Origin of the sequence: Streptomyces sp. AA4 (assembly GCF_000158875.1) — a bacterium.
Taxonomy (GTDB): Bacteria; Actinomycetota; Actinomycetes; order Mycobacteriales; family Pseudonocardiaceae; genus Amycolatopsis.
Window position 1 is genome coordinate 8,396,250 of sequence record NZ_GG657746.1, and the last position, 13,191, is coordinate 8,409,440.

At 69.8% G+C, this 13,191-nt stretch carries 13 protein-coding genes and 1 pseudogene; 12 read left to right on the forward strand and 2 right to left on the reverse strand.

Translation table 11 applies throughout. The annotated features are described in order from the left end of the window. The first annotated feature begins 117 nt into the window (after window positions 1–117). On the forward strand, window positions 118–2,652 hold the full coding sequence (locus SSMG_RS38440; RefSeq protein ID WP_199786109.1) for a transglycosylase domain-containing protein: 2,535 nt from the start codon (window positions 118–120) through the stop codon (window positions 2,650–2,652). 66 nt (window positions 2,653–2,718) lie between these two features. Here SSMG_RS38440 and SSMG_RS38445 read toward each other — a convergent pair whose 3' ends face one another. Then, window positions 2,719–3,777 carry a Gfo/Idh/MocA family oxidoreductase gene (locus SSMG_RS38445; RefSeq protein WP_009085225.1) on the reverse strand — a complete coding sequence of 353 codons (1,059 nt, stop codon included), beginning with the start codon at window positions 3,775–3,777 and terminating at the stop codon, window positions 2,719–2,721. A gap of 57 nt (window positions 3,778–3,834) precedes the next feature. Between SSMG_RS38445 and SSMG_RS38450 the strand changes: the two genes are divergently transcribed. From SSMG_RS38450 to SSMG_RS47445, 3 genes and pseudogenes are all read left to right on the forward strand, one after another. After that, window positions 3,835–4,902 carry an ROK family transcriptional regulator gene (locus SSMG_RS38450; RefSeq protein ID WP_009085226.1) on the forward strand — a complete coding sequence of 356 codons (1,068 nt, stop codon included), beginning with the start codon at window positions 3,835–3,837 and terminating at the stop codon, window positions 4,900–4,902. Window positions 4,903–5,021: 119 nt separating this feature from the next. Beyond that, window positions 5,022–5,351, forward strand: coding sequence for a hypothetical protein (locus tag SSMG_RS38455; RefSeq protein ID WP_009085228.1), 330 nt, complete (start codon window positions 5,022–5,024; stop codon window positions 5,349–5,351). Between the two features lie 520 nt (window positions 5,352–5,871). Continuing rightward, window positions 5,872–6,615: pseudogene (locus tag SSMG_RS47445) on the forward strand (glycosyltransferase 87 family protein); the annotation flags it as partial. Window positions 6,616–7,048: 433 nt separating this feature from the next. Here SSMG_RS47445 and SSMG_RS38465 read toward each other — a convergent pair. After that, window positions 7,049–7,822 (reverse strand): deoxyribonuclease IV, encoded by a 774-nt coding sequence (locus SSMG_RS38465; RefSeq protein WP_009085231.1) that lies wholly within the window; start codon window positions 7,820–7,822, stop codon window positions 7,049–7,051. Between the two features lie 103 nt (window positions 7,823–7,925). Between SSMG_RS38465 and SSMG_RS38470 the strand changes: the two genes are divergently transcribed. The 8 genes from SSMG_RS38470 to SSMG_RS38505 all read left to right on the forward strand — a co-directional run bounded on the left by SSMG_RS38470 (window position 7,926) and on the right by SSMG_RS38505 (window position 13,186). Then, entirely contained in the window at window positions 7,926–8,750 is an 825-nt protein-coding gene (locus SSMG_RS38470; protein ID WP_009085234.1) for a hypothetical protein, read from the forward strand. Between the two features lie 167 nt (window positions 8,751–8,917). Next, complete coding sequence (locus SSMG_RS38475) at window positions 8,918–9,832, forward strand: hypothetical protein (RefSeq protein WP_037716286.1); 915 nt, start codon at window positions 8,918–8,920, stop codon at window positions 9,830–9,832. A gap of 85 nt (window positions 9,833–9,917) precedes the next feature. After that, the gene (locus SSMG_RS38480; protein WP_199786110.1) at window positions 9,918–10,838 is read left to right on the forward strand and encodes a hypothetical protein; all 921 of its coding nucleotides are present in this window, start codon (window positions 9,918–9,920) and stop codon (window positions 10,836–10,838) included. 101 nt (window positions 10,839–10,939) lie between these two features. After that, complete coding sequence (rpsF, locus tag SSMG_RS38485; RefSeq protein WP_093572314.1) at window positions 10,940–11,263, forward strand: 30S ribosomal protein S6; 324 nt, start codon at window positions 10,940–10,942, stop codon at window positions 11,261–11,263. Between the two features lie 29 nt (window positions 11,264–11,292). Beyond that, a complete protein-coding gene (locus SSMG_RS38490) occupies window positions 11,293–11,820 on the forward strand; it encodes a single-stranded DNA-binding protein (RefSeq protein ID WP_009085240.1) in 528 nt (175 codons plus the stop codon). Window positions 11,821–11,854: 34 nt separating this feature from the next. Then, complete coding sequence (gene rpsR / locus SSMG_RS38495) at window positions 11,855–12,103, forward strand: 30S ribosomal protein S18 (RefSeq protein WP_009085242.1); 249 nt, start codon at window positions 11,855–11,857, stop codon at window positions 12,101–12,103. A 14-nt stretch (window positions 12,104–12,117) separates the two neighbouring features. Then, window positions 12,118–12,582: a 50S ribosomal protein L9 gene (gene rplI / locus SSMG_RS38500; RefSeq protein WP_009085244.1), complete on the forward strand. Its 465-nt coding sequence runs from the start codon at window positions 12,118–12,120 to the stop codon at window positions 12,580–12,582. A 235-nt stretch (window positions 12,583–12,817) separates the two neighbouring features. After that, window positions 12,818–13,186 carry a hypothetical protein gene (locus tag SSMG_RS38505; protein WP_199786111.1) on the forward strand — a complete coding sequence of 123 codons (369 nt, stop codon included), beginning with the start codon at window positions 12,818–12,820 and terminating at the stop codon, window positions 13,184–13,186. Window positions 13,187–13,191: the final 5 nt, after the last annotated feature.

The following is a 13,191-nucleotide window of genomic DNA, read 5'->3' on the forward strand; positions in this document are numbered from 1 at the left end:
TCCTCCCCCGCGAAGGGGATCGGCCAGGAGAGTGAACCTCGACCGGGGTCGCCGCGTCTGGTCAACAGAGGGCCTTCTGCGTCCGCAGGCTGCCCGTGTCCGAGAAGAGGATCCGCAGTGAACGACGACCGCAGCCGCTCCTGGCCCGACCGGGAACCCGACCCGCGGCGTCAACCACCCCCGTCCCAGCCCGGGCCGCCGCCGTGGGCCCGCGGCCCGCAGCGTCCGGCCGCCGGTCCGACGGGCCCGGCGGGTCCCGCGGGTTCTCCGCCGCCGGGCCGCCGTCCGCCGCCGCCCGGCCGTCGCCCGGTGCCGCCGCCGCAGCGCGAGCCGGAGCTGATGACCCACCGGATGGTCGAGGACGACTACCGCGACCCCGGCTACCGGGACGCCGGGTACCGCGACGAGGGTCCGCTCGACCCGGACGAGGTCTATCCGCCGGAGGACGTGGACAAGAAGGGCCGCACGCCCGCGCAGCGCAAGAAGAGACGCTGGAAGATCATCCGGCGCTGTGCCTACGCGTTCGTCGGCCTCTTCATCGTGCTCCCGGCGATCGCGTTCGTGATCACCTACTTCCTGGTCGACGTGCCCTCGCCGCAGAGCGTCGCGCAGGGCCAGAACCAGGCCGTCACCTACCTCTACGCCGACGGCAGCCCGATGGGCAAGGACGTGCCCTCCGGCGGCAACCGGCAGATCCTCACCCCGCAGCAGATCCCGGACGTGGTGAAACACGCGGTGATCGCGACCGAGGACGCGACGTTCGAGACCAACTCCGGCTTCGACGTCACCGGCCTGCTCCGCGCGGTGTTCAACAACCTCACCGGCGGCACCGGCGGCGGGTCCACGATCTCGCAGCAGTACATCAAGAAGGCGACCGACAACGACGCCCCGACGCTCACCCGCAAATGGACCGAGCTGGCGAAGTCCTTCAAGATGAACCAAACGTACGAGAAACAGGACATCATCACCGCGTACCTGAACATCATTTACTTCGGGCGCGGGGCGTACGGCGTCGGCGCGGCGTCGCAGGCCTTCTTCCACAAGGACGTCTCGAAGCTGGATTACTCCGAGGCCGCGCTGCTGGCCGGGCTGATCCAGCAGCCGGGTCGTTCGGAGAACCCGAAGGTGGCCCAAGGCCGCTGGAACACCGCGCTCGACCGGATGCTCGAGAACAAGTACATCACCGCGCAGCAGCGGCAATCGGCGAAGTTCCCGGCCGTGATCCCGCTCGAGGAATCGAAGGACGACGCGAACGCGCCGTACAAATTCATCACCGTCCAGGCGCGGGCCGAGCTGGCGCAGCACGGCATCGACGACGACAAGTACTACGCGGGCGGCTACACGATCCAGACCACCATCGACAAGCGCGCCCAGGAGGTCGCGACGCAGGTGGCGACCGACGCGCTGAAGGACCAGTCGGACGATCGGCTGCTCGATTCGCTGGTGGCGGTCGATCCGAAGACCGGCGGCGTGCTCGCGTACTACGGCGGACCGGCGACCGTCGACGTGAACGGGAAGAAGCAGGGCGCGCGCGACTGGGCGAACACCCCGCAGAACCCCGGGTCGTCGATGAAGGCGTTCGACCTCACCGCGTTCCTCAAGATGGGCAAGGGGATCAATGAGACCTTCGACGGCAGCAACAACCGGGTCTTCGACGGTCGCGTCGTGCGCAACGCGGGTCCCAGTTCCAGCTGCTCCGGGCAGTGCACGGTCGCCGAGGCGATGAAACGGTCGGCGAACACGGTGTTCTACGACATGGTGCTGAACCAGACGCATCCGGGCCCGGTCGGGCAGGCCGCGCAGGAAGCCGGCGTGAAGACCAAGGACAACGGCGGCAAGTCGCTGATCTCGACCGCGGACGCGAACATCGCCCTCGGCGGCGGGAACACCCAGGTCACGCCCGCGGACATGGCCAGTGCGTACGCGACCTTCGCGGCCAACGGCATCCAGCGCGACCGGCACTTCGTGCAGAAGGTGACCAACGGGCAGAACGAGGTCGCCTACGAGGCACAGACGAGCGCGGGCAAACCGGCGTTCGACAGCAGCGCGGACAAGAGCAAGCAGATCGCCGGCAACGTGACCATGGCGCTGGGTCCGGTGATCGACTTCTCGCACCTGAAGTGCCCGTCCGGCCACGAATGCGCCGGCAAGACCGGTACCCAGCAGCACACGAAGCGTCCGGGCGAACCGGCGTGGGCGGCTAACGCGAACGCGCAGACCTGGATGGTCGGCTACACGCCGTCGGTCTCGGTCGCCGCGTGGGTCGGCGCGGACGGCGACCAGGCGCTGCACGGTTCGGGCACGTCGCCGATCTACGGTTCGACGATCGCGGGTCCGATGTGGCAGAAGTTCCTCGAGGGCTACCTCAAGGGCAAGCCGGCGGAGAAGTTCGACCAGGTGCCGCTGATCGGCGCGCAAGCCCCGCCGCCGCAGCAAGGGGACGAGAACGCGGGCGACGAGCAGCCGCCGCCGCAGACCGGCGGCAACGAACCCGACCCCGGCAACGGGAACGACCACGGCGGGCCGATCACCGGCGGGCCCAGCCAGCCGCATTGGCCGAGCGGGCTCCCGCATTGGCCGTCGGGCAGGCCGTCGTCGCACAACCCGCCGAGCGGCGGTCCGTCGACCGGCGAGCAACCGCCGCAGGAGTGACGAAAAAGGCCGTGGCCGCGACGGTGGGGGGAGGCCGTCGCGGCCACGGCCGTTCGGAGGGCGGCTTCAGCCGCCGAGTGTGAGCACGCGGCCTTCGGCGCCCGAGCGGTGCGCGGCCTCGATCACCCGCAACGCCTCGACCGCGCTCGCCGGGTCCACCGGGAAGTCGGCCTCGCCGCGCAGCGCGTCGCGGACCTGGGCGTAAAACGCTTCGTAGCAACCGGTTTCGGTCGGCACCACTTCGGTGTCGTCGTTCACTCCGAGCAGACCGGCATCGCTTTCCGGCTCCACGCCCCAGCCGTCGTCGCCGGGGCGGAGACCGGCCTTGATCTGCGGCTCCTGGACGTCGAGGCCGTATTTGGTGAACGTCGCCTGGTCGCCGAGCACGCGGAAGCGCGGGTTGCGGGTGCCGGCGAGCGCGGACGACCACAGGTGCGACCGCACACCGTTTGCGTGGTGCAGAGCCACGAACACGTCGTCGTCCACCTGCACGCCGGGACGGCGGCGGTCGACCTCCGCGTAGACCTGGGTGACCGGTCCGAACAGCTGCAGCGCCTGGTCGACGATGTGCGCGCCGAGGTCGTAAAGCAGCCCGCCCGCCTCGGCCGGGTCGCCGAACTCGCGCCAGTTGTCCTTGATCTTCGGCACCCAGCGGTCGTAGCGGGATTCGAAGCGGAAGACGCTGCCGAGCCGACCCGACTCGAGCACCTTGGCGACAGTGCGGAAATCCGAGTCCCAGCGGCGGTTCTGAAAGACCGTGAGCCCGACACCCTTGGCCTTCGCCGCGTCCACGACCTGCTGCGCTTCGGCCGCCGTCGGCGCGAACGGCTTGTCCACGACCACCGGGATCCCGGCCTCGATCGCGCGCAGGGCGAGCGGCACGTGCGTGCGGTTCGGCGTGGTCACCACGATCAGGTCGAGATCACCCGCGCGAGCGAAAAGCGCGTCCGCGTCCGGGACCACCTCGGCGCCGGGATGCTCGGCGCGCGCCTGCGCCGCTCGCTCCGGGTTCGCGGTCACCAGCACGGCCGGGACCAGGCCGGGCGTCGCCGCGACCAGCGGCGCGTGGAAAATCCGGCCGCCGATCCCGTATCCGAGGATGCCGACCCGCGCGTCATCAGCCATGCCCGCTATTAAACAACACTGTTGCGTAATAGGCCACCCGTCCGCGATGATCGGCCGATGGCGGAAACCGGCGTCAACCTGCGCGGGCTGCGACGCCACAACCGCGCGCTGCTGCTCGGGCACATCCTGCGCGCGGGCGGGCTGAGCCGGGTCGAGCTGGCGCAGCGGTCCGGGCTGACCCAGCAGGCCGTGTCGAAAATCGTGTCCGACCTGCTTCCGGAAGGACTGCTGGACGTCGAACGCGCACCCGCGGCCGGCGTCGGCAAACCGCGCACGATGCTGCGGCTGCGCGCGGAAGCCCGCTGCGCACTCGGCGCGCAGCTCGACCGCGACGGCTTTCTTGTCCTGCGCACCGGCCTGACCGGCGAGGTCGAGGAGATCGTCGAAGGCCCGCTGCCGATCGGCTTCAGCCCGGAAACCGCGGTGACCGCGATCGCCGACGGCGTGCGCAAACTGCTCTCCGACGTCGATCCGACCCGGGTGCTCGGGCTCGGCGTCGGCGCGGTGGGACCGCTCGACCACCGCGCGGGCCGCGTCCGCGACGCCACGAACATGCCCGGCTGGCACGACGTCCCGCTGCGCGATCTGCTCGCCGAACGCACCGGCCTGCGGGTCACACTGGACAAAAACACCAACTCCGCCGCCTTCGCGCACGCTTGGCCGGAGGAAACCTCGGCGGCGACCGCGGTGGTGCTCGTCGGCACCGGAATCGGGGTCGGCCTGCTGATCGACGGACGCGTTTACCGAGGTCCGCGCACCAACGCGGGTGAGTTCGGCCACACCACCATCGCTTACGCCGGACCGCGCTGCGCCTGCGGACGCCGCGGCTGCGTCGAGGTCATGCACCGCGCCGCGGGCACCCCGCACGACGCCGCCCGGCTGCTCGGCATCGGGCTCGCCGACCTGGTGCAGGTGCTCGATCTCGAACGCATCGTCCTGTTCGGACGGACCATCCGCGGCGCGCCCGAGGTCTACCGCGAAACGGTCTCGCAGCAGCTGCGCGACCTGCTGCCGGTGCCGTACTGGCAGCGCATCGACGTCGAAGTGAGCGACCTCGACGAGGAGGCGGTGGCCCTCGGCGCCGCATTCGAGGTGCTTGCCGGGTTTTACGAGGATCCAAGATAACCGGAAACCGCCCGCCAGCAGTCGCTCCATCCAAACCAGAACGGCGCTACGTTGTACGCCAACGCGCTGCAAGACGCGTTGCGATCCTGAAGACGTGGTCGGGAAGAACGGACCGGACGATGCTCAGCAAGCGAAGCCTGGGCATGGCGCTCGGAGTGTTCCTGCTCGGAGCCGTGGTCACGGTGGCGATGTCGAGCGTCCCGTTCTTCCTGACCGCGGTGGCCTGCACGCGGTCGGCGAACGCCCCCGCGGTGCCGCCGCAGTGCCAGGCCGCGGTCGACAAGTTCGCAGTCGTCCCGCTGGTGTTGTCCGCGGTCACGGTCGGCGGCACGGTCTGGATCCTTGTCGCTCACCGCAGGATCGTCACCGTCGTGGCGAGCGCCCTCGCCGGCGGCGGGCTGGCCGCCCTGTTCGTCGGTTTGTACTGGTTCAACCAGTACCCGACCTAGGCCAGCCCCGCCGCCGGTCCAGGGACGGGGCGCGGACAGATCCGAAATGACCGGCACCCCACCCGCGGACCGATAGCATCCCGACGTGTCCCGCGTCTCCCAGCCCGCTTCCGCCGAAGAGCCGGATTCGGCTCCCCGCACGCTCACCCCGGCGGAGCGGATCGCCCCCAGCCGGCACGACCCGCTGGTGGCCGCGGCGACGAGACCCATCGGCGGTCCGATCGGCGCGCACGCGGCGGTCGGCAGGCAGTGGTTCTGGTCGCCGCAGCGCGTCGGGCTCGCGATGGCCGTGCTCGCGCTGGTGCTGTGCTGGTTCGGCAAGGCGTCGTGCATCCAGCAGTACAGCGACTCCAATGGCGTGCACCAGCTCGACTGGCGATCCGGCCGTCCGTTCGTCGCGATGTGCTACTCCGACATCGTCCCGCTCTACAGCTCGGAAAAGCTCGACGACGCGAAGACCTTCCCCTACGTCACGTCGTGGCAGGAGGATTCGCAGACCGCCGAGAACCAGACCCGGTACATGGAGTACCCGGTGGTCACCGGGCTGTTCCAGTGGATCAACGCGAAACTCGCGGCGGGCTGGACGTCCGTCGCGAACGCGGGCTGGCTGCCCGGCGCGCTGCCGGTGGCGATCTACTTCAACATCTCCGCGTTCTGGCTCGCGCTCGCCTGGCTGGTCACCGTGTGGGCCACCGGGCGGACGACGAAACGCCGGCCGTGGGACGCGGTGCTCGTCGCCATCTCGCCGCTCGTACTGGTCCATACCTTTACGAACTTCGACGCGCTCGCCACCGCGGCCACCGCCGCCGGGATCCTCGCGTGGTCGCGAAAACGGCCGGAGGTCGCCGGAGTCCTGTTCGGACTCGGCGTCGCGACCAAGCTGTACCCGCTGCTGTTGCTCGGCGTGCTGTTCCTGCTGTGCCTGCGCGCCGGGAAACTGCGCGCGTGGAGCCGCACCGCGGTGTTCGCCGTGCTGGCCTGGCTCGTGGTGAACGTCCCGTTCATCGTGGCCGCGCCGCGCGGCTGGTGGGAGTTCTTCCGGCTCAACACGTTGCGCCCGATGGACCCGGATTCGCTCTACAACGTGGTCTCCTACGCCACCGGCTGGGCGGGTTTCGACGGCGTGCTCCAAAAAGGACAGACGCCGACCGTGCTGAACATCGTCGTGGCAGTGCTGTTCCTGGCCTGCTGCGCGGGAATCGCCTACGTCGCGCTCACCGCGCCGCGGCGGCCGCGGTTCGGGCAGCTGGCGTTCCTGGTCGTGGCGGCGTTCCTGCTGACGAACAAGGTATGGAGCCCGCAGTACTCGCTGTGGCTCGTCCCGCTGGCGGTGCTGGCGATCCCGCGCTGGCGACTCCTGCTCGGCTGGATGGTCATCGACGCGGCGGTGTGGGCGCCCCCGGATGTTCTATTACCTCGGCGTCGACCACAAAGGACTGCCCGCGGGCTGGTTCCTCGGCGGGGTCGTCATCCGCGACCTCGCCGTCGTCGGGCTGTGCGTGCTGGTCATCCGCGAGATCTACCGTCCGCGCACCGACCTGGTCCGGCTCTCCGGCGACGACGACCCGGCGGGCGGCGTGCTGGAGCGGGCGCGCGACAAAGTCACCTTCGCCGCCTTCCGCCGCTCCCGCACCGAGCAACCGGTCTCGTGAGCCGGGAAGGACTCCTTGATTCCCTCAAGGAGTCCTTCCCGGACTTCAGGCGAGCTGCTTGCGCAGGTAGGCGATGTCGGCGGCCTGGCCCTTGCCCGGCGTCTCGACGACCACCGGCGCGCCCGCCTGGCGCACGACCTCGGCGAGCAATTCCGGTTCGATCGTGCCGTCGCCGTCGACCACCGAGGCGTGCCGGTCGCGGTTGGAACCGTGTTCGTCGCGCGAGTTGTTGCAGTGCACGAGGTCGATCCGGCCGGTGATGGCCTTGACCTTCTCCACCGCGGTCTCGAGATCCCAGCCCGCCGCGTAGGCGTGGCAGGTGTCGAGGCAGAAGCCCGCGCCGAACTCGCCGACCTTGTCCCACAGCCGGGCGATCACGTCGAGTTCGCGGGTCATCGCGTTGTCGCCGCCCGCGGTGTTCTCGATCAGGATCGGCACCGCGAAGCCGCCCTTTTCCGCCTCGCGCTCGAAAAGCTTGCGCCAGTTGACCAAGCCCTCCTCGACGTCGTCGCCCGCGCCGACGTGCCCGCCGTGCACGATCAGGCCCTTCGCGCCGATCGCGGCGGCCCCGTCGGCGTGCTGCGTGACGTTCTTGCGGGACGGGATGCGGATCCGGTTGTTCTTGGACGCGACGTTGATCAGGTACGGCGCGTGGATGAACACCTCGACCGGGGAGGCCTTGATCTCCTCGCCGTGCGGATGCGGTTTCGGTGCCTTCCACCCCTGCGGGTCGGAGAGGAAGAACTGGACGACGTCGGCTTCTCGCTCGGCGACGGCGGCCAGCGGATCGTCGTCTCGGACATGGGCGCCAATCTGCATGCCCTGACGCTACTACCGGGCGAATCTCCCCCTTCGGCCCGAGTTGGTGACGCTCGTGGAGTACCGTGAGCGCGTTCCGTGATCCAGTCGGGGGAGGAAAGGCATGCGGAAACGCGCTGGACGGACGATTTCGCTCGGAGTCGCGCTCGCGGCGCCGCTGCTGTCCGCGGCTCTCGCCTTTCCCGCCGTCGCTTCCGCCGATCCCAGCCCCACGGTGAGCGGCGACTGCGAATCCACGCTGCAGAACGGCAAGAAAGGCACCGGCCTCGCGCTCGACGCGGGCGCTCCGCTCAACGCGCCGAACCGGCTCACCGTCGGCCTCGATTCGAAGGCCAAGCAGACCGACGGCAACGACACGCTGTTCACGCTCCCGGTCGGCGACACCGTCCGCACGCTGGGCGTCGGCGAGGTCCCGGCGGTGGGCGACACGGCCGCGAAGGACACCTGCCCGATGGTGCAGGCCGCGGCGAACGGTGTCGGCAACGCGACCCAGAAGCTGGTCGGCGGTCTGCCGGGAACTCCGACCCCCAGCCCGCAGCCGACTCCCGGGCCGCCGAACCCCACGCCCCGCCCGCCGTCCCCGGCTCCCGGCCCCGGCGGCCCGGACCAGCCCGTCCCCGGCGGCGACACCCTCGGCCCGGTGATCTCGGTCGGCGGCCTGTCCGGCCTCGACGCGGTGTCCGGCATCTTCTCCGGAGCGGCGATGCTCCCGGCGAGTTTCGTGCAGGCCCCGCTCGTCACCCAGGTCGTGCCCGGCCAGCTGCCGCAGGACCAGGTGCCGACGGTCGACGCGAAGAGGTCCGGCACCGCCGAGGCGCTGCCCGCGGCCAACCCGCCCGCGCGGCTGCCGCTGCTGATCGCCGTGCTGGCGCTCGCCCTGGTGGCCGCCGCGCTGGTGCGCGCGTGGCTGCGCCGCACTCCCGCCTGACTCTCACCCTGAGTAGCGCTCGCTTCCACCCGAATGCCTGACCTCGGAGGGGAGGCGGGCGTTACTCGTCTTCGTTACCGTCGTTGTCCACAGCGAGGCAGGTACAACGGGACGCGACGAAAGGGTCGACGGCCATGCAGCAGCACCGGGCACGGAGGGCCACCGCGGTGGGCGCCGCCGCATTCGTCCTGGCCGGCTCGGCCGCGCTCGCCGCACCGGGCACCGCGTCGGCGGACACGCTGACCGCGACCTGCGGTTCCACCATCACTGCTCATCCGGGCGACCACGTCCAGGCGACCACTCCGCTGCTCGGCCTCCCGATCGACCTCGGCATCGTCGGTCAGGCGTCCGGCGTGCTCACCGGGACCATCAACGCGGTCCTCGGCACGGTCTGCAAGGTCACGGTGAACGTGGTCAACACGGTCGTCGCGCCGGTCCCGGTGGTCGGCGCGCCCGTCGCGAGCGCGGTCAACGGCGCGGTCGCGGGCGGCACCAGCGCGGCGCAGCAGGGCGTCGCCGCCGTCGGCCAGGGCTTCACCGGCAGCCAGCCGGGCAAGCAGAACCCGGGCCCGAACCCGCAGCAACCGCCGTCCGGTGGCAACGGCGGCAGCCCGCAGCAGGGCGGCTCGCCCGGCGGCCAGCAGCAGTCCCAGATGCCGGGCTCGACCAGCCCGGTGCTCGGCGACTTCGGCGGGGCGGGCGGCGGGGGCGCGCCGTTCTCGGCCTTCCTGCCGAACTTCAGCGATCTGTCGTACGGCTACAACACCGGATACGCGCCTATGCGCGATTACAGCGGCATCCCGATGGCGATGGCCGGACTGTTCAGCCCGTCGCCCTCGCTGCGGTACGGCAGCCAGATCCCGGGTTACGCGCCGCAGTACGGCGTCGAGAACCCGGACGGTTCGCCGGGCGGCGACCGCACGATCCAGAACGCCGGTAACGCCGAAGCACTGCCGGGCACCGGCGGCAACCACACGAACGGGTTGGACTGGCCGGTTCTGGTGGCAGTTTTGGCACTCTCCGGAGTCAGCGCGGGCCTGGTCCGCACCTGGGTGCTCCGCCGAATGGCCGCTGTAGGTTAGGCCAACTCACCAGTATCTTTGCCGGAGTCCATTCGTTGTTCCTGATGCGACGAACCATGCCCGCGGACCCCGGAGGATAGTGCTCGTGCGGAAAATCCCCACCTGGAAGCGAACCCGTCGAGCACTCACCGTCACCGCTCTCGCCGCCCTGTTCTCCGGCGGCACGTTCCTGGGCGCCGGTCCCGCGTCCGCGGCGACCACGCTCGCGAACCAGTGCACGGGCTCGGTCACCGGCGGCATGGGCGATTCGGTCGCCGTGCCGGGTTCGGCGGTCAAGGAGATCGTCCGCCAGTCGGCCAAGGACCAGGTCAACTTCTGGCGGCTGCTGACCGTGTGGCCGGATTCGCTGGCGAACGCCATCGCGAACAAGGGCAACCTGCAGGTCGGCGCGATCCCGAACGCCGCGGGCGGCACGATCGGCGGCGACGCGATCGGCCAGGTCGTGGCGAACGCGCTGAAGGACGAGTGGGGGCTCGGCGTTCTGCCGGACACCAAAACCAAGGTGCTGAACGGGATCCGCAGCGGGGTCGCGGCCGCGTGCGGGCTCACCACGGTGGCGAACAACTACCAGGCGCCGTCGTCCCCGAGCTCCCCGTCGAACGGCGGGGCCCCGTCGAACGGGAACGGGAACGCGCCCGCGCAGAACGGCGGCGGCAACCCGCTCGGCAACTACCAGCCGGGCTCGACCGGCATCGCCCCGCCGCGCGACTACGGCAACATCCCGGCCGCGACCCCGGGCAATCCGGGCGTGCTGGGCACCGCGATCGCGCCCGGCGCGCGGTACGGCACGCTGCCCGGCTCCGGCGCTCTGCCGCAGCAGCCGTCGGCCGGACAGGACCCGCAGGGTCAGCAGGGTCCGGACATCCGCAACGCGGGCAACGCCGAGGCGCTGGCGAGCCAGGGCGGCGCCTCGGACGTCCAGCTGCCGATGCTGCTCGCGGTGATCGTGCTGGCCGGCGTCACCGCCGGGCTCGTCCGCACCTGGGTGCTGCGCCGCGTCAGCTGACCCGCCGCACCGGACTGTCGGACCCGCCGGGTACGCTTACCTGGACAAACCCTCCTGTCACGGAACCGCCGTGACCGCGAGCCCATAGGAGGTGAGTGGTTATGTCACGCCATTACGAGGTAATGGTCATCCTGGACCCGACGCTCGACGAGCGTACGGTCGCGCCCACGCTGGACAACTTCCTCAACGTGATCCGCACTTCGGGCGGAAGCGTCGAGAAGGTCGACGTCTGGGGCCGCCGTCGCTTGGCGTACGAGATCAAGAAGAACGCCGAGGGCATCTACGCGCTGCTGGACCTGAACTCGACGGCCGAGGCCGTCAAGGAACTGGACCGCCAGCTGTCGCTGCAGGAAACCGTGCTGCGCACCAAGGTCATGCGCCGCGAGGTCAAGGCCGCGGCCAAGCCCGCGCCCGCCAAGGCCTGATCCGAGCCCGAGCCGAAGGGACGCCATCCGTGGCTGGAGACACCGTCATCACCGTGGTCGGGAACCTGACGTCCGACCCGGAGCTGCGCTTCACCCCGTCCGGTGCGGCGGTCGCGAACTTCACCGTCGCGTCCACCCCGCGCACGCTCGACCGTCAGAGCGGCGAGTGGAAGGACGGCGAGGCGCTGTTCCTTCGCTGCAACATCTGGCGGCAGGCGGCGGAGAACGTCGCCGAATCGCTCACGCGGGGTGCCCGCGTGGTGGTGCAGGGGCGGCTGAAGCAGCGGTCTTTCGAGACCAAGGAAGGCGAGAAGCGCACCGTCGTCGAGCTTGAGGTCGACGAGATCGGCCCCTCGCTGCGCTATGCGACGGCGAAGGTCAACAAGGTCAGCCGCGGTGGCGGCGGCGGTGGTGACTTCGGCGGCGGAGGCGGCTTCAACGGAGGCGGCGGCAATCGCGGCGGCGGCGGCAACAGCGCGCCCGCCGACGACCCGTGGGGCTCGGCCCCGCCCGCGGGCGGTGGCGGCGGAGGCTTCTCCGACGAACCCCCGTTCTGATCTCATCTCTTTCTAGAATTCCAGGAGTACACCAGTGGCCAAGCCACCCATTCGCAAGCCCAAGAAGAAGGTCTGCGTGTTCTGCAAGGCCGAGAAGAAGGGCCGCCCGGAAACGATCGACTACAAGGACACGAACCTGCTGCGGAAGTACATTTCCGACCGCGGCAAGATCCGTGCCCGTCGCGTCACCGGCAACTGCAGCCAGCACCAGCGCGACATCGCCATCGCGGTGAAGAACTCGCGCGAGATGGCTCTGCTGCCCTACACGTCCACCGCGCGCTGAGGGGAGCACTAGTCATGGCGAAGATCATTCTCACCACCGACGTGGCGAACCTCGGCGGCCCCGGCGACATCGTCGAGGTCAAGGACGGCTACGCCCGCAACTACCTGCTGCCGCGCGGCTACGCGATCGTGGCGAGCAAGGGCGCGGAGAAGAACGTGCGCACGATCCAGCGCGCGCAGGAATCCCGCCGCATCCGCGACCTCGACCACGCCAAGGAGATCAAGGCGACCCTCGAGGGCCTCGGCGCGATCCAGCTGACCGGCAAGGCCGCGGCTGGCTCGAAGAAGCTCTTCGGCTCGATCACCGCCGGCGAGATTGTCGACGCGATCAAGGCACAGGGCGGCCCGCTGCTCGACAAGCGCGTCCTGGACCTGCGCGACCACATCAAGACGGTCGGCAAGCACTCGGTCAACGCCCGCCTGCACCCGAACGTGAAGGTGGACCTCCGTCTCGAGGTCAAGGCCGTGGCCGCGAACTGACGGATCTTTTCCGTGAACCGCCCCTGGGAGATTCTCCCGGGGGCGGTTTCGTTTCGGCGGCTCCCGGTGGCGGTTCGCGACCTTTTCGAGATCTGCGATACGGCCTAAGTCCGCAGCTCGGAGGCACCTTCGCAGATTCGCGAACACGGCGCGGGAACCAAGTGCCGTGCGTTACCATCCAAGGTGCTGATCTCGCCGTTTGGGGAGCGAGAAGTTGCCAAAGGGGGTCAACCGGATGTCCGATGTGCCACCACCCGCTCCGATCATGGTCGGCAGCTACGGAACGGCCGGCGGATACAAGTTCAGCGAGGACGAGATCGACTCGGTGATCAAGCAGTGGGAAGACCTGCTCGCCCACCTGAACGACGATCTCGCCGATGCGAACAACATCAAGAACGTGCGGCCGCCCGCTCAGGAGTTCGCCAGCGAGGACTTCGTCAACAAGGGCGCGAACCCATCCGGCGAGACTCTGCTCAAGCAGCACGAACGCATGCGCGACTACGTCGCCAACTTCATCACCGCGCTGCGGGCCGCCAAGAACAAGATCTCCGTCTCGGAGCAACATAACCGCGACACGTTGAACCAGCAGGCAAAGGGAGTCTGAGCACC